Origin of the sequence: Pseudomonas sp. Irchel s3a18 (assembly GCF_900187535.1) — a bacterium.
Taxonomy (GTDB): Bacteria; Pseudomonadota; Gammaproteobacteria; order Pseudomonadales; family Pseudomonadaceae; genus Aquipseudomonas.
This window is the reverse complement of sequence record NZ_FYDV01000008.1, coordinates 1-14,976: the sequence shown is the minus strand read 5'-3', so window position 1 is coordinate 14,976 and position 14,976 is coordinate 1. Positions and strand designations below refer to the sequence as shown.

Here is a 14,976-nt window from a genome sequence, read left to right as displayed (position 1 = left end):
ACTCCAAGGAATAGAAAGCATGTTGAAAAAGACTCTCGCCGCTCTGGCAATTGGTACTGCAGTATTGTCGGCAGGTCAGGTGATGGCCGCGGACTATGTGATCGACAAGGAAGGCCAGCACGCCTTCGTTGATTTCAAGATCAGCCACCTGGGTTACAGCTACATCACCGGTACTTTCAAGGACCTGGATGGCAAGTTCAGCTTCGACGCGGCCAAGCCGGAAGACAGCAAGATCGAAGTCAACGTACGCACTGGCAGTGTGTTCACCAACCATGCCGAGCGTGACAAGCACATCACTAGCAAAGACTTCCTGGATGCGGGCCAGTTTGCTGATGCCAAGTTCGTCTCCACCAGCGTCAAGTCCACTGGCAAGAACGCAGAGGGTAAAGAAACCGCTGACGTGACAGGCGACCTGACCCTGCTGGGCGTGACCAAGCCGGTGGTGGTCAAGGCCACCTTCCTGGGCGAAGGCAAGGATCCATGGGGCGGCTACCGTGCGGGCTTCGAAGGTACCACCCACATCAAGCGTAGCGATTTCGGCAAGCAGAAAAATCTGGGCCCGGCTTCCGACGCGGTTGAGTTGTACATCACGTTTGAAGGCGTGAAAGCGAAGTAATTTTCGCAGCTACAACAAAAACGCCCCGGATCGCAAGATCCGGGGCGTTTTTCATGGTGCTTGAAAAATCAGCGGTTGCGGGTCAGCAACGCTGGTTTTTCGCCGCGTGGACGGCTTGGCAGTTGATCGAGCTGCTCAGGTGTCGGGAAGCGATCGCTCTTGGACTCCTTGTGAATGATCTTCGGTGCCGGGCCGCCGCGCGGGTTTTGTACCGCCGGTTCCTGGCGCGCCTGATCGTCACGGGCCGGACGACGGGTGCGCGAGTCTTCGCGGCGGGCCTGGCCGTCACGAGGAGCACCGCTACGCGGGCCGCTGCGTTTGGCCGGTGGAGTTCCGGTGGTGCCGCCGCTGCTGTTGCGCGGACCGTTCTGACGGCCTTGCGGTTGACCCGTACGCGGAGCGCCTGCGCCTGCACCTTGTGCCGGAGCGCCTGGACGACGGCCGCGGCCCTGGTTTTTCGGTTGCTGAGGCACGTAGTCGACACGGTTACCGAAGTTGTCGATATCGTCGTCAAGGAACTCGTCCGGTGCGCGATCAGCGGCGGCGCGTGGAGCGGGGCGCTGCTGTTCACGGGCTGGAGTGCCTTCGCGCGGCTTCTGCGCAGGGCGCTCGCCACGGGTGGCGGCCGTTTTTTCCTTGCCACCCTTGTCCTTGCCCTTGTCCTTGCGACCGCCACCACCGCCGTTCGGACCGTCGCCGCGAGGGCCACGTGGGTTGCGCGGGTTACGCACATCCGGACGCTCGCGTACTTCAGGCTTTTCCGCTTCTACGGTACTGGCGTCAAAACCCATCAGGTCGCCATCGGCGATTTTCTGCTTGGTCATGCGCTCGATGCTTTTCAGCAGTTTTTCTTCGTCCGGTGCTACCAGCGAGATGGCCTCGCCCGAACGGCCGGCACGGCCGGTACGGCCGATACGGTGCACGTAGTCTTCGTCGACGTTCGGCAGTTCGAAGTTGACCACGTGTGGCAACTGGTCGATGTCCAGGCCGCGTGCGGCGATGTCGGTGGCCACCAGGATGCGCACTTCGCCGGCCTTGAAGTCAGCCAGGGCTTTGGTACGGGCATTCTGGCTCTTGTTGCCGTGGATCGCCACGGCGCTCAGGCCGTGCTTGTCCAGGTACTCGGCCAGGCGGTTGGCGCCGTGCTTGGTGCGGGTGAAGACCAGTACCTGTTCCCAGGCGCCCGCGGTAATCAGGTGCGCCAGCAGCGAACGCTTGTGGCTGGCAGGCAAGCGGAAGACCCGTTGCTCGATGCGCTCGACCGTGGTGTTCGGCGGCGTGACTTCGATGCGCTCAGGGTTGTGCAGCAGCTTGCCGGCAAGGTCGGTGATGTCCTTGGAGAACGTCGCCGAGAACAGCAGGTTCTGGCGTTTGGCCGGCAGGCGGGCGAGGACCTTCTTCACGTCATGGACAAAGCCCATGTCGAGCATGCGGTCGGCTTCGTCCAGTACCAGGATTTCCACGTGGGACAGGTCGACGCTGCCTTGGCCGGCCAGGTCGAGCAAGCGACCCGGGCAGGCAACCAGCACGTCAACGCCACGGGCCATGGCCTGAACCTGCGGGTTCATGCCAACGCCGCCGAAGATGCAGGCGCTGACGAACTTGAGGTCGCGGGCATAGAGCTTGAAGCTGTCATGCACCTGGGCGGCGAGTTCGCGAGTCGGGGTCAGGACCAGTACGCGCGGTTGGCGCGGGCCGTGACGCTGGGATTTGTCCGGGTGACCGTTGGGAAACAGGCGTTCCAGAATCGGCAGGGCGAAACCGCCGGTCTTGCCTGTGCCTGTCTGTGCCGCGACCATCAGGTCGCGACCTTGCAACACGGCGGGAATGGCCCGCTGTTGCACCGGAGTAGGCTGGGTGTAGCCGGCGGCTTCGATGGCGCTGACTAAAGCCTCGGAGAGACCGAGGGAAGCAAAGGACATGAGTAATCCTGTTTTTAGTTAGGGCTTGGCCCAATGGGATAGTCTTGCCTGGCGCGAGTGGCGTTTGAGAGAAGCGCAATCGCGTCCGGTCCTGCTGGGGCCTGAAGGCTCAACTTCGAGTGCTCGCGCGGGCTGGAAAGCTGCGCTGTAGCGATGTCGAGAGGCCTTAAACAGTCCCGAGCGTCCGGGCGTAAGCCTGGCGGGAAGGCCGGAGTATAACAGAGCAATCAGTGTGCGCTGCTTTCCTGCTGCTCAACGGTTTTTTCATTGCCCGCTTGCGGCGTCGCCAACTGGGCCGCGGAGGCGGGTGCTGCGCCATAGCGCGCGCTGAGCTGGGCGTAGGCCGGTTCGCGCTTGAAGCGCTTGAGTTCGGCGCCGAAGCGTTGCACTAGCAGGTCCATGCCGGCATTGCGGCGTACGGCCAGGAACTGGCTTTCTTGACTGATGACGGTCGGGCTTTCGCTGATCTGATCGCGCAGGTTCAGGCTGTCGAGCAGGGTCTGGCCCACTCGGCGGTCGGTGATCAGCAGGTCGATGCGCCCGCGCGCCAGCTTGCCGAAGTTGGCTTCATGGGTCGGCGCCGGTTCGCGGGTGAACAACGTCGATTCACGAAAGTCCTGGCTGTACAGGTAGCCGGGGGAGGTGCCGATGGTCAGGCCGCGCAGGTCTTCCAGGGTGCGGAAGGGGTGAGGGCGGGCATTGGCGTAGAACATCACGAATTCGACTTGCGACAGCGGCTCGCTGGGGTAGAGCAACGTGGCGTCGCGCTCATTGCTGTGGAAAATGTCCAGCGCACCGTCGGCCAGCCCTTGGTCGAGCATTTGCAGGCAGCGTTTCCAGGGCAGGAACTGCCATTGCACTTCGATTCCCAGGCGCTGGAAGACAATCGCCGTGGTTTCGTAATCCAGTCCGCGGGCCTGGCCGTTTTCTTCGTAAACGTAGGGAGCCCAGGGCTCGGTGACGATGCGCAATTTTTCCGCCCGGGCGCTAAGGCTCAGGCAAGCAAAAAGTACAGCTGTCAGCAGTTGGGCAATGACGGGCATCGTTTGAGATTACGACGAGAGGTAGTGAAATAGCTAGCCTGAGGCAGAGTCGCCTTTTGTCTGCATCAGATGTAGGTAAATGGCGTTTCTTCGTTGGCCGAGCACCAGTCGATTGATCGGGTGGTTGAACCAGCGTTCCAGTTGGTGGCTCTGAAGCGGTCGTTTCAAGCGCTTTTCGAGGTTGTCACGGGCCTTTTCCCACCAGACGGGCGTGCATGCCTGATCAAACGGATTGGGGTGACGGTAGCAGCCGTAGAGGATTTCGCGCATGAATTGGCGCTGTTGCCGGGGCAAGGCCAGGGTAATGATTTTGTAGGCCAGGCGCTGCAATGTGGGCGGGCGAGGCAGGGTGGCCGTCACCAGGCCGGTTTCATCCAGGGCGAAAGCGCTGGTGGGGTCATCCCCGTGCTTGTCCAGCCAGGCCTTGATCTTGGCGCGAAACAGTTCCTTGCGGCTCCAGTAGTGATGGATCAGGTCGGTGCATTCGCGCACGTTCCGGGTGCGGTAGGCGGCCACCGATAGGCAGAACTCTTCAAGGGTATAGGCGCCCTGGGCCAGGGGATACAACTCGTCCATCAAGGCGATCGAGTGATCGAGGACATCGGCATCCGTACGCTCAAGTCCGATCACGCCGGAGTTCAGCAAGGGCATCTGGTCGTCTGCCAGTTGTCGTTGCTGCAGCAGCGGGGCCAGGGCCTGGTAAAGCCGGGTTTGCCGGTTGGCGCCATAAGGCATGCCCAGCGCGTTGCACAGCAGCGTGCCGGGCTCAATGCGTCGGAACAGCTCCAATGGCGAGCAATGGAAAAACGTGTCGGTGTCGATCAGCAGTGCCCGCTCGGATTCGCGCAGCACCTGTTGCATGACCACATGCTTGGCGCGGAAGTGATAGCCGTGAGGAGCAATCCAGCGTTGACGGGTGCTTTCGTCCAGCTCGCGGATACGCACTGGCAAGTCACGATAGGGCGCGGGGTTATCAGTGAACACCTGGATGTCGAGTGCTTCGCCCGGCGTTTTTCGCAGCCCCGCCAAGGCGCTGGCGATGCTGAAGACCGCTTCCTGGTGGTAGGTGCTTGCCCCGTAAACCAGATAGATCAGTTGGGGGGTGGGGGCTGGATGAGGTATCGACATCTACTACGTTTTACCCTGGTGATATGACAAATAAAAAAAAGGCCCTGGTTTTCGCCAGAGCCTTGTTCCTGAAGACGATGCCGGTGTCAGCGCGGCAGCTTCAGGTTGTTCCAGACAGCTAGGCTAGGCTCAGCCTGGTTCAGGGTATAGAAATGCAGCCCTGGTGCGCCGCCCTGCAACAAACGTTCACACATTTGCGTGATCACCTGTTCACCGAAACCCTGAATGCTCTGGGTGTCGTCGCCGTAGGCTTCCAGTTGCTTGCGGATCCAGCGCGGGATTTCCGCACCGCAGGCGTCGGAGAAGCGTGCCAGCTTACTGTAGTTGGTGATCGGCATGATGCCCGGCACGATCGGGATGTCCACGCCCATGGCCCGTACACGCTCGACGAAATAGAAGTAGCTGTCGGCGTTGAAGAAGTACTGGGTGATCGCACTGTCGGCGCCAGCGTTGGCCTTGCGCACGAAGTTGGTGAGATCGTCTTCGAAGTTGCGTGCTTGCGGATGCATTTCCGGGTAGGCGGCGACTTCGATGTGGAAATGATTGCCGGTCTCTTCACGAATGAATTCAACCAGGTCATTGGCGTGGCGCATTTCGCCGCTGGCCATGCCCATGCCCGAAGGCAAGTCGCCGCGCAGGGCGACGATGCGCTTGATGCCGGCAGCCTTGTACTCGCTCAGCAGGCCGCGCAGGTCGGCTTTGCTGTCACCCACGCAGGACAAGTGCGGCGCGGCAGGGATTTTGACTTCGCTTTCAAGCTGCAGCACGGTGTTGAGGGTGCGATCACGGGTCGAACCGCCAGCGCCATAGGTGCAGGAGAAAAAGTCGGGGTTGTAGCCGGCCAGCTGACGGGCAGTGGCGATGAGCTTTTCATGCCCAGCATCGGTCTTGGTCGGGAAGAACTCGAAGCTGTAGCGACGATCTTGGGACATCAGGAGTGCCTCCCAGCAGCAAGCTGCAAGCTACAAGCTGCAAGAGGGCAGAGCGCCGAGTCTTGCGCAAGAAGCTTGCAGCTCACGGCTGCATGATAGCGATGAAGAAGCAAGCCACAGGCTTCAAGTCGCAAGTAAACGATGCTCTTACTTGAAGCTTGAAGCTTGAAGCTTGAAGCTTGAAACTTGCAGCTGCTTAGTAGCGATAAGCGTGCGGCTTGAACGGGCCTTCGACGGTCACGCCGATGTACTCGGCCTGTTGCTTGGTCAGTTGAGTGACCACGCCACCGAAGCCGCGAACCATTTCCAGGGCCACTTCTTCGTCGAGTTTCTTCGGCAGTACTTCAACGGTCAGGCGCTCGGCTTTCTGGGCTGGCGACAGGTCGGCGTACTTCTGGCCGAACAGGAAGATCTGGGCCAGTACCTGGTTGGCGAACGAACCGTCCATGATGCGGCTTGGGTGGCCAGTGGCGTTGCCCAGGTTAACCAGGCGGCCTTCGGCCAGCAGGATCAGGTAGTCGTCGTTCTGTGGGTCGAAATCGCCAGCGCCGGTACGGTGGATCTTGTGAACCTGTGGCTTCACTTCTTCCCATGCCCAGTTCTTGCGCATGAAAGCGGTGTCGATTTCGTTGTCGAAGTGGCCGATGTTGCAGACAACAGCACGCTTCTTCAGAGCCTTGAGCATGTTGGCATCGCAGACGTTGACGTTACCGGTGGTGGTCACGATCAGGTCGATCTTGCCCAGCAGCGCTTTGTCGATGCTCGCTTCGGTACCGGTGTTGATACCGTCGATGAACGGCGAAACCAGTTCGAAACCGTCCATGCAGGCTTGCATGGCGCAGATCGGGTCGACTTCGGAAACCTTGACGATCATGCCTTCCTGACGCAGGGACTGAGCGGAACCCTTGCCCACGTCACCGTAACCGATGACCAGCGCTTGCTTGCCGGACAGCAGGTGGTCGGTGCCGCGCTTGATCGCATCGTTCAGGCTGTGACGGCAGCCGTACTTGTTGTCGTTCTTGCTCTTGGTCACCGAGTCGTTGACGTTGATGGCCGGGATTTTCAGCTCGCCCTTGGCCAGCATGTCCAACAGGCGGTGTACGCCAGTGGTGGTTTCTTCGGTCACGCCGTGTACACGGTCCAGGACAGCCGGATACTTCTTGTGCAGCAGCTCGGTCAGGTCGCCGCCGTCGTCGAGGATCATGTTGGCGTCCCATGGCGCGCCATCCTTGAGGATGGTTTGCTCCAGGCACCACTCGTACTCTTGCTCAGTCTCGCCTTTCCAGGCGAAAACCGGGATGCCGGCAGCGGCGATGGCGGCTGCAGCCTGGTCCTGGGTCGAGAAAATGTTGCAGGACGACCAGCGTACTTCGGCACCCAGGGCAACCAGGGTTTCGATCAGCACGGCGGTCTGAATGGTCATGTGGATGCAGCCAAGGATTTTCGCGCCCTTGAGCGGTTGCTCGGCGGAATACTTGTTGCGCAGACCCATCAGGGCTGGCATTTCGGATTCGGCGATGATGGTTTCGCGACGACCCCAGGCAGCCAGGGACATGTCGGCGACTTTGTAGTCGTTAAAATCTGCAGGCGTGTTGACAGCGCTCATGAAGAGCCTCCATTCGTAAGTATGCGAATGGGCGCCGTTGTGCGTTTAAAGTCTGGCTACTCAAAGCCAGGCAACGCCCCATCCGAGCCTGACAGGTCGAACCTGCTGCAGCGCCCCTCGGACAGGTGGCGGGAAAACGGTAGCAATCGAAGATGACCGTTTTGAAACGGAGGCGATTATAGCTTTCTTTGAGCTGCAAGTGGCAAGCCGCAAGCGGCAAGTAAGAGCGGATCGGCTTTTACTTGCAGCTTGTCGCTTGAAACTTGAAGCTGGGGGGGTAAACCTTGCGTCCATCCCCCTCGGAGCCCCGCCCCCCCATGAATTTCCACACCCGCAAATGGGTAAAACCCGAAGACCTCAACCCCAACGGCACACTGTTCGGCGGCAGCCTGTTGCGCTGGATCGATGAAGAAGCGGCGATCTATGCCATCGTTCAGCTGGGCAACCAGCGCGTAGTGACCAAGTACATTTCCGAAATCAACTTCGTCAGCGCCTCGCGCCAGGGCGACATCATCGAACTGGGCATCACCGCCACCGAATTCGGTCGTACCTCGATCACCCTGACGTGTGAAGTACGCAACAAGATCACCCGCAAAAGCATCCTCACCGTGGAGAAGATGGTCTTCGTCAATCTGGGTGAAGACGGCCTGCCCGCACCGCACGGCCGCACCGAGATCAAGTACGTCAAGGACCAGTTCCAGGATGACGCCGCGGTCGAATGATGGCGGTCGTTGGGGCGAGGGAGCTTGCTCCCTCGCCACGGAGTTTGGCTTCGTTGCACGGCCCCAGCGAAAGTCTCAGCCGGGGACCGTTTCCGTCGCAGCGCGGCGACGTTGCAGGTAGATAAAGAACAGTGCCGTCAGCACGGTCAAACCGCTGACCAGGGCGCCGGTCCACGGCAAGTCGGCCAGGTTGGCACCGCTGGCCACCACCAGCCCGCCGATCCAGGCGCCTGCCGCGTTACCGAGGTTGAAGGCGCTCTGGTTCAGGGTCGAGCCCAGGTTCGGCGCTTCATGGGCCTGGTCGATGATCAGCAGTTGCAGGATCGGGCACAGCGCAAAGGCAAAGATTCCCCACAGCACCAAGGTAATGGCCGCCGGGATGACCGAGTGGCTGGTCTGGCTGAAGGCGGCCAATACAATGACCACCGCCAGGGCCATGCCCACCAGTGAAGGCAGCAAGCGGCTGTCTGCCAGGCGCCCGCCGAGCATGCTGCCAGCGGTCAGGCCGACACCGAACAGCAACAGCATGACGGTGACGCCATGGGGGCTGACACCGGTGATGTCCTGCAGAATCGGCGCGATATAGGTAAAAACGCTGAACAGGCTGGTGGACGCCAGCACGCTCATGCCCAGCGCCAGCAGCACGTTGGCCTTGCCCAGCACTTTGAATTCACTGGCCAGGTTGGCCTTGTCCATGGCAATTGCCTTGGGCAACCAGAGCCATTGGGCGATGGCGGCAATCACGCCGATCACCGAGACCGCCCAGAAGGTTGAACGCCAGCCAGCGTACTGCCCCAGTGCCGTGCCCAGCGGCACACCAAGCACGTTGGCCAGGGTCAGGCCGGTGAACATCATCGCGATCGCCTGGGCCCGCTTGTTGGGGGCCACCAGCCCGGCGGCCACCACCGAACCGATGCCGAAGAACGCGCCATGACACAGTGCGGTGATCACCCGGGCCGCCATCAGCGTGCTGTAGTTCGGCGCCAGGGCGCAGAGGATGTTGCCGAGGATGAACATCAGCGTCATGCCCAGCAGCGTGGCTTTGCGCGGCATGTTGGCGGTGCCGACCGCGAGGATCGGTGCACCGAACACCACGCCCAGGGCATAGCCGGTGATCAGCAGCCCTGCGTCGGGAATGCTGACACCCAGGTCGCGGGCGACATCGGGCAGCAAGCCCATGATGACGAATTCAGTGGTGCCGATGCCGAAGGCGGCAACAGCCAAAGCAAGCAAGGCCAGTGGCATGCGCAAGGTCTCTGTCGTTAGTCTTGACGCTCTGATCAGGCAAACGCATGCCGGCCCCCCGATTCGGTGTCGAGTCGGGCAGCAGCGGAATTTTTTGGAATAAGTTATGTGCGCAAGTGAGTGCAGCGTGGTCGGTTGCAGTATAAACAGCTGCTGATCTATGGCGAATCAATTCTATCGAGCAAGGAGGCGACGTGCTGGCGACGGTTCTGGTTCTGGTGGCGGCGCTGTTGCACGCGGCCTGGAACACCCTGATCAAATTCAGTGCTGAGCGACTGTTGGTGGTGGCCTGCATGGACAGCGTGGCGATGCTCTTCGTCGCGCTGATGTTGCCATTCGTGAACCTGCCACCCCTGGCGATCTGGCCGTGGATCCTGGCCTCGGCGGCGTTCGAGTTGCTCTATCGCTATTTGCTGATCCAGGCCTACCGGGTGGGCGACCTGGGGTTGGTCTACCCGTTGATGCGCGGGTTGTCGCCGTTGGTGGTGCTGGCACTGACGCTGATCTTCGCCGGTGAAGTGCTGACCCCTCAACAAATCCTCGGGATTCTGTTGATCCCGTTCGGCATGCTCTGCCTGCTGTGGCAGGGCGGTGGTGGCGAGCGGCTGCCCTGGTCGATGCTGCCGGTGGTGGCGTTGATTGGCCTGTGCATCGGCTGCTACACCTTCATCGATGGCCAGGCGCTACGGCGCTGGTCGCATCCACTGGATTATCTGGTGTGGGTCACGCTGCTCAGTGCCTGGCCGTTCCCGCTGCTGGCGCTGGTGCGCAAGCGTCCTGCGTTCTTGCTGTTCTGGCGCGAGCAATGGCGGTTGGGGCTGGCGGTCGGATTCTGCGTGTTGTTCAGCTACGCTCTGGTGCTGTGGGCCATGCAGTTGGGGTCGATTGCCGAGGCGGCGGCACTGCGCGAGATCAGTGTGATCCTGGTGGTGCTGTTCGGCATGCGTTACCTGAAAGAACCGTTCGGCAGGCCACGGCTGCTGGCCTGTGGGCTGGTGCTGATCGGTATGCTGGTGATGAAGTTCTGAGCGAATGATCGTAAAACTTAAAAAAGGAACCCGTAATGACTGTTGCTTTGTGGTGCATTTTGATCGCGATTTTCCTGCCATACCTGTGTATTGGCATCGCCAAGGTCGGGGGTGGGTACCGGCTTCGGGATAATCATGACCCGCGGTCCTTCCTGGAAACCCTGGACGGCTTCGCCAAGCGGGCTCACTCGGCCCAGCTCAACAGTTTCGAAGTCACACCGGCATTTGCCGCCGCGGTCATCGTCGCTCACCTGGCCGGCAATGCGGAACTGGTGACCATCAACGTACTGTCGGTACTGTTCATCACCAGTCGCCTGCTGTACATCATTTGCTACTTGGCGGACTGGGCGATCCTGCGTTCGCTGGTGTGGTTTGTCGGCATGGGACTGATCATCAGTTTCTTCTTCGTCTCGCTCTAAAGCGGCGCGCCGATGTAGTTGCCGTCGCTGCCGCGGCCTGTGTCTTCGAGCGCAGGCGGCGGCAGGATGGCGGCTACTTACTTGGCGTCAGTCACTTGCGGCAACTGTGGCAACGCCACGCCTTTTGGCCACAGCATCCAGATCTGACCCTGCTGTTTCATGTCGCCGGCCAATTGCCCGGCGGCATCGCCCGTGCCCCAGAACAGGTCGGCCCGCACTTCGCCGGTAATCGCGCCGCCGGTATCCTGTGCGGCGACTGGCCGCACGAGCGGGGTGCCATCTGGCCGAGTGGTGGATAGCCACAACAGGCTGCCCAGCGGAATCACCTTGCGATCCACCGCCACGCTGTAGCCCGATGTCAGCGGCACATTCAGTGAGCCGCGCGGGCCTTCGTTGCTCTCCGGGTTGCGGGTGAAGAACACGTAGCTCGGGTTGCTGCCCAGCAGTTCCGGGATGCGTGTCGGGTGGGCCTTGGCCCAGGCGCTGATGGCACCCATGGTCACGTCTTCTTTTTTCAACTCGCCCTGATCCACCAGCCAACGGCCGATAGGCCGGTACGGATGACCGTTCTGGTCGGCATAGGCAATGCGCAGTTGGCGGCCATCTTCGAGCTGAATGCGACCCGAGCCCTGGATCTGCAGGAACTGCAGGTCCATCGGGTCGGTCAACCAGGCCAGTGTTGGCGCCTTGACGCCTTGGGCGCCGATGGTCGCGGCATCGTCGTAGGGCTTGAGTACTCGCCCCTCCAGCCGGCCTCGCAGGCGCTTGCCCTTGAGTTCCGGGTAAATGCTGTCGAGGGAGACGATGATCATGTCTTCCGGTATGCCGTAAACCGGCACATTGGCCACTGGCGTTTGCGTCAGGCTGCCTGGATACACCGGTTCGTAGTAGCCGGTGATCAAGCCGTTGGCATTGCCGCCCGAGGAGCGCAAGCCATAGACCTGCAGGTGCTCCTTGAGGAAGGAGCGGATCGCCTCGGCGTTTTGCGGCACGTTGGCGGCTGCCGCGCAGGTCGCCCCCCAGACCGGGTCGGCCTTCAAGCGGGTGCAGGCGCTGCGCCATGAGCCGAAACCGGCCAGCAGGTCGTTATCGGACACCGCTGGCAAGGCGTCCCAGGTCGCGCTGGAATAGGTGGCGATGGCGTGGGTTTGTGGCTTGGTATGATCGCCACCGTTGCAACCGGCAAGCAGGGCGATCATCGGGAAGGTCCAGAGCAGGCTTTTGCGCCAGGCCTTGTAACGGCTGTTCATGCAGTGCTTCCTGTGACGGCTGCCGGAGTGCTCAAGCACTCAGGCAACCCTTATTGTTAATAGGGCTATTGGTCTTTGCGAATGAGGCGAGGATACTGGCCGCCGATTTCCGAACCTTGAGCCACCATGACTCTTAAAAGACTTTCTGTTGTATTGCTGGCCTGCCTGGCGCTGTCCGCCTGTGGCGGCGTCGATCCGAACTCGCCGCTGGGTCAGCGCAAGGCGATCTTCAAGCAAATGCTCAAGACCGGCGAAGACCTGGGTGGCATGCTGCGTGGCCGCATCCCGTTCGACGGGCCTCGATTTGCCGAGGGTGCTGTGAAGCTCGACGCGTTGTCCCGCGAGCCGTGGAAGCATTTCCCGCAGGTTCGCGAAGAAGACCACACCAGCGCCAAGGATGAGGTCTGGCAAAAGCAGGCACGTTTCCAGGACATGGCTCGCACGCTTGAGGCCGCCACCGGTGAATTGGTGATCGCCAGCCAGGTGCAGCCCTACAAGGCCAGTAACCTGGGGCCTGCGATGCAGAAGGTCGAAGACGCCTGCAGTGCGTGCCATAAAGAGTTTCGTGATCACTGAGTCCAGAGTCTTCGCAGGTTGACGTTTCACGCTGATGTGCAGGCGCTGGCAAGCCGGCTCCTGCACGTGTGATCCGAATTACTTGTCCAGTTCTTCCAGCGCCTGCTGCAGTTCCTTGCGGGATTCGGCGAGTTTGTCTTTGCGTTTGTTGATCTTCTCCGGATCGCCTTTTTTCATCGCCTTGTCGAGGTCGGCCTGGCGTTGACTGACTTCGTGCTTGGCGTCCAGCACCTTGTTTTCGCGCTCTTTCTTCAGCGAAGCATCGGTGCAGTGCGCGGTCACTTCGCTCAGGGCTTTTTCCAGGCCGGCCAGTTGTTCGGCATTGCCCTGGGTCTTGGCCTGTTCAATCTGGGTGCTGATGGACTGGCGCTTGGCTGCGCAGCCAGTGAGTTCCGGTGTTTGCTCGGTAGCCATCAGGGGCGTGACGATGGCACTGCACAGGGCGAGCAGGGCAATCGGTGCAAGAAATTTCATAAAGGCTCCGTTTAAGAACGTGTTCAAGTCGGCGAGCAGATGGTCGATTGGAGCGCATCAATACCCGGTGGGTTCAACCGTTGCCGGACATTCGGGCCTCTAAAACCCGTCGATGCCGGCCGTGCGTAATTGTTCGCTCAATGCCTGTACCTGAGGGTCGCGAAAAAAGGCGCTCAATTGCGCCGCGCGCCCTGGGCCGATTCCGGTTTCGGCCTGCCATTGTCCGGTGTCTCGTTGTGCCAGGGACTTCCATGAGCCAGCAAGGCTCGCGTTGCCCGTCGGCGGCATGCCCAAGGCCTTCAGCCAGCGTGAAAAGGGCTGTTGTCGGGCGTGTTGAAAACTGGTTGCCAGGCGGGCACCACTGCGCTCGCCGAAACCATCAATGGTAGCAAGCTCTTGAGCTTCAAGGGTCAACCAATCAAGTAACCCTTTGATGCGGCCGGCATCGATCAGCTTTTCCCAGGTGCCGGCTCCCATATGCTGCAGCGCCAGGCCGTGCTTGCCACTGAGCCAGGTCAAGCGCGCGCGAAACTGGCTTTCGCATCCGGGTGTCGGTTGCCAGCAGCTGAGGGGGTGGAAGTCTTCAGGGCGTGGCGCCAGCACTTCGGGCCGTTCGGTGCTGCGCCATACAACGTTGTCGAGCCGGGGGATGGTCAGGCCGGCAAGGCTGATGGCGACGTGATCGCCGGGGCGGATATCCAGGTGCTGCCAGCGTTGCAGCGAGCTGACGCTGACCCGTTTGACCCGCCGATCATCAAGGGTAATCGGCTCCAGTTCCAGTATCGGGGTGATGCGCCCGGTGCGGCCGACCGTGAAGTGAACCTTGCGCACCTGCGCCAACGCTTGGGCAACGGGGTATTTCCAGGCGATGGCCCAGTACGGCGATTTTGCTTGCCAGCGTTCGGCCGGCGGCCGCGACTGCTGACGCAGAACGATACCGTCGCTGGCGAAGGGCAGTGGTGTGCGATACCAGTGGTCACGCCAATGTTCGGCATCGGCGAAAGTCTTGATCGGCTGGGAGTAGGGCCCCGTGGTGGCGAAGCCCAGCTCGGTCAGTGCTGTCGCACGGGCTGGCAGGTTGCTCGGGCCTTGGGGCCAGTCCCAGGTGAACAGTCCGACCTTGTTGGCCTCCTCAAGACTCAGCGTCTTGCGGGCCATCAGCCCGGCCACGTTGCCACGGGCATTGAGGCTGCCCGCGGCGGCTTGTGCATGATCGGTCAGGCGCCAGTAGAGTTCGCCTTGCACCACCAGGTCGACAGGTTGCGTCAGTTGCTGAGGGATTGCATCGATCTTGCGTGCCGGGATAGTCCAGTCCTGGCCGTTGATGCCGTCGCCGCGACTGATTGCCTGTGCAAGTCGCCCGTTGCGATAAACCAGTGAGACGGCAACGCCATCGACTTTGGGTTGAGCCCACACGTCATCGCGGGAGGCGAGCCAGTCCTGGACCGCCTGGCCATCGCTCAATTTATCCAGGCCGGTATGGGGGATGGGGTGGAGCACCGTTCCGCGAGCCGTGCTTAACGGATTGACCGGTGTCGTGCCCGGGTTGAAGCAGGAGCGCCAGCTGTCGAGGCGGGCGCGGGACTGGTCGTAGAGCTCATCGGCAACCAGTGAACGCCCTTGTCGATGGTAGTTGTCATCCCAGTCGCTGATCTGCTGTTGCAGGGCGTTGATTTCCGCGTAGGCGCGCTTGGCTGGCCAGTCGGGGCAGGGGCTTGCGTTGACGTTCAGGCAAACAGTGGTCAGCCATGCGCCGATCGACAACAGGTGCACAGGTCGCATCATGAGCATCCTTGCTCTGGGGGGATGCTTGAAGGCTAGACCAGCCATTGCGCGGGCGCGCTCGGGAGCTTTGCAGTGTGTGTCCGGGCCAGTCATGCGCCCATGAAAAATGTATGGTCAGCCCATCTCCTGCAACCTCTTTGGCTGTTTTCGGTAAAGCTGGCTTGCGCTAATGTATCCGGGCTCATGGTGAGCGCTGTGGCAACAGCGCTCGGCCCTCGATGAGTAGCCGC

At 61.1% G+C, this 14,976-nt stretch carries 14 protein-coding genes and 1 riboswitch; of the genes, 5 read left to right on the top strand and 9 right to left on the bottom strand.

What is annotated here, in order from left to right; genetic code table 11:
- The first annotated feature begins 19 nt into the window (after positions 1–19).
- Positions 20–616, top strand: coding sequence for a YceI family protein (locus CKW29_RS13070; RefSeq protein WP_095146116.1), 597 nt, complete (start codon positions 20–22; stop codon positions 614–616).
- Between the two features lie 68 nt (positions 617–684).
- On the opposite strand, the gene CKW29_RS13065 is transcribed toward CKW29_RS13070, so the two are convergent.
- The 5 genes from CKW29_RS13065 to ahcY all read right to left on the bottom strand — a co-directional run bounded on the left by CKW29_RS13065 (position 685) and on the right by ahcY (position 7,247).
- Positions 685–2,538 carry a DEAD/DEAH box helicase gene (locus CKW29_RS13065; protein ID WP_095146118.1) on the bottom strand — a complete coding sequence of 618 codons (1,854 nt, stop codon included), beginning with the start codon at positions 2,536–2,538 and terminating at the stop codon, positions 685–687.
- Between the two features lie 227 nt (positions 2,539–2,765).
- The gene (locus CKW29_RS13060) at positions 2,766–3,581 is read right to left on the bottom strand and encodes an ABC transporter substrate-binding protein (RefSeq protein WP_095148636.1); all 816 of its coding nucleotides are present in this window, start codon (positions 3,579–3,581) and stop codon (positions 2,766–2,768) included.
- Positions 3,582–3,614: 33 nt separating this feature from the next.
- Positions 3,615–4,709: a hypothetical protein gene (locus tag CKW29_RS13055; RefSeq protein WP_095146122.1), complete on the bottom strand. Its 1,095-nt coding sequence runs from the start codon at positions 4,707–4,709 to the stop codon at positions 3,615–3,617.
- Positions 4,710–4,795: 86 nt separating this feature from the next.
- Positions 4,796–5,641 carry a methylenetetrahydrofolate reductase [NAD(P)H] gene (gene metF, locus CKW29_RS13050; RefSeq protein ID WP_095081480.1) on the bottom strand — a complete coding sequence of 282 codons (846 nt, stop codon included), beginning with the start codon at positions 5,639–5,641 and terminating at the stop codon, positions 4,796–4,798.
- A 196-nt stretch (positions 5,642–5,837) separates the two neighbouring features.
- Positions 5,838–7,247 carry an adenosylhomocysteinase gene (gene ahcY, locus CKW29_RS13045; protein WP_095148635.1) on the bottom strand — a complete coding sequence of 470 codons (1,410 nt, stop codon included), beginning with the start codon at positions 7,245–7,247 and terminating at the stop codon, positions 5,838–5,840.
- 22 nt (positions 7,248–7,269) lie between these two features.
- Positions 7,270–7,372: riboswitch (S-adenosyl-L-homocysteine riboswitch) on the bottom strand.
- Between the two features lie 192 nt (positions 7,373–7,564).
- Between ahcY and CKW29_RS13040 the strand changes: the two genes are divergently transcribed.
- On the top strand, positions 7,565–7,969 hold the full coding sequence (locus CKW29_RS13040; protein ID WP_020295316.1) for an acyl-CoA thioesterase: 405 nt from the start codon (positions 7,565–7,567) through the stop codon (positions 7,967–7,969).
- 75 nt (positions 7,970–8,044) lie between these two features.
- Here CKW29_RS13040 and CKW29_RS13035 read toward each other — a convergent pair whose 3' ends face one another.
- Positions 8,045–9,214 (bottom strand): MFS transporter, encoded by a 1,170-nt coding sequence (locus CKW29_RS13035; RefSeq protein ID WP_095148634.1) that lies wholly within the window; start codon positions 9,212–9,214, stop codon positions 8,045–8,047.
- 194 nt (positions 9,215–9,408) lie between these two features.
- Between CKW29_RS13035 and CKW29_RS13030 the strand changes: the two genes are divergently transcribed.
- Both CKW29_RS13030 and CKW29_RS13025 read left to right on the top strand, forming a co-directional pair.
- A complete protein-coding gene (locus CKW29_RS13030) occupies positions 9,409–10,242 on the top strand; it encodes an EamA family transporter (RefSeq protein ID WP_095081477.1) in 834 nt (277 codons plus the stop codon).
- A gap of 35 nt (positions 10,243–10,277) precedes the next feature.
- Positions 10,278–10,661, top strand: a complete 384-nt coding sequence (locus CKW29_RS13025; RefSeq protein ID WP_095148633.1) for an MAPEG family protein — start codon at positions 10,278–10,280, stop codon at positions 10,659–10,661.
- A gap of 77 nt (positions 10,662–10,738) precedes the next feature.
- Here the strand turns inward: CKW29_RS13025 and CKW29_RS13020 are convergent, their stop codons facing one another.
- Positions 10,739–11,911 carry a murein transglycosylase A gene (locus tag CKW29_RS13020; RefSeq protein WP_095081473.1) on the bottom strand — a complete coding sequence of 391 codons (1,173 nt, stop codon included), beginning with the start codon at positions 11,909–11,911 and terminating at the stop codon, positions 10,739–10,741.
- Positions 11,912–12,037: 126 nt separating this feature from the next.
- On the opposite strand from CKW29_RS13020, the gene CKW29_RS13015 reads away from it, so the two are divergent.
- Complete coding sequence (locus CKW29_RS13015; protein ID WP_095081472.1) at positions 12,038–12,487, top strand: cytochrome c; 450 nt, start codon at positions 12,038–12,040, stop codon at positions 12,485–12,487.
- A gap of 78 nt (positions 12,488–12,565) precedes the next feature.
- Here CKW29_RS13015 and CKW29_RS13010 read toward each other — a convergent pair whose 3' ends face one another.
- Entirely contained in the window at positions 12,566–12,961 is a 396-nt protein-coding gene (locus CKW29_RS13010) for a DUF1090 domain-containing protein (protein WP_095148632.1), read from the bottom strand.
- A gap of 99 nt (positions 12,962–13,060) precedes the next feature.
- The gene (gene ligB / locus CKW29_RS13005) at positions 13,061–14,743 is read right to left on the bottom strand and encodes an NAD-dependent DNA ligase LigB (protein WP_095148631.1); all 1,683 of its coding nucleotides are present in this window, start codon (positions 14,741–14,743) and stop codon (positions 13,061–13,063) included.
- Positions 14,744–14,976: the final 233 nt, after the last annotated feature.

What these genes read in the sequence shown, in the direction of transcription:
- ahcY (WP_095148635.1), bottom strand. Translation starts at nt 7,247, where the DNA reads ATGAGCGCTGTCAACACGCCTGCAGATTTTAACGACTACAAAGTCGCC.
- CKW29_RS13035 (WP_095148634.1), bottom strand. Translation starts at nt 9,214, where the DNA reads ATGCCACTGGCCTTGCTTGCTTTGGCTGTTGCCGCCTTCGGCATCGGC.
- CKW29_RS13065 (WP_095146118.1), bottom strand. Translation starts at nt 2,538, where the DNA reads ATGTCCTTTGCTTCCCTCGGTCTCTCCGAGGCTTTAGTCAGCGCCATC.
- CKW29_RS13020 (WP_095081473.1), bottom strand. Translation starts at nt 11,911, where the DNA reads ATGAACAGCCGTTACAAGGCCTGGCGCAAAAGCCTGCTCTGGACCTTC.
- metF (WP_095081480.1), bottom strand. Translation starts at nt 5,641, where the DNA reads ATGTCCCAAGATCGTCGCTACAGCTTCGAGTTCTTCCCGACCAAGACC.
- CKW29_RS13040 (WP_020295316.1), top strand. Translation starts at nt 7,565, where the DNA reads ATGAATTTCCACACCCGCAAATGGGTAAAACCCGAAGACCTCAACCCC.
- CKW29_RS13015 (WP_095081472.1), top strand. Translation starts at nt 12,038, where the DNA reads ATGACTCTTAAAAGACTTTCTGTTGTATTGCTGGCCTGCCTGGCGCTG.
- CKW29_RS13055 (WP_095146122.1), bottom strand. Translation starts at nt 4,709, where the DNA reads ATGTCGATACCTCATCCAGCCCCCACCCCCCAACTGATCTATCTGGTT.
- CKW29_RS13025 (WP_095148633.1), top strand. Translation starts at nt 10,278, where the DNA reads ATGACTGTTGCTTTGTGGTGCATTTTGATCGCGATTTTCCTGCCATAC.
- CKW29_RS13070 (WP_095146116.1), top strand. Translation starts at nt 20, where the DNA reads ATGTTGAAAAAGACTCTCGCCGCTCTGGCAATTGGTACTGCAGTATTG.
- ligB (WP_095148631.1), bottom strand. Translation starts at nt 14,743, where the DNA reads ATGCGACCTGTGCACCTGTTGTCGATCGGCGCATGGCTGACCACTGTT.
- CKW29_RS13060 (WP_095148636.1), bottom strand. Translation starts at nt 3,581, where the DNA reads ATGCCCGTCATTGCCCAACTGCTGACAGCTGTACTTTTTGCTTGCCTG.
- CKW29_RS13010 (WP_095148632.1), bottom strand. Translation starts at nt 12,961, where the DNA reads ATGAAATTTCTTGCACCGATTGCCCTGCTCGCCCTGTGCAGTGCCATC.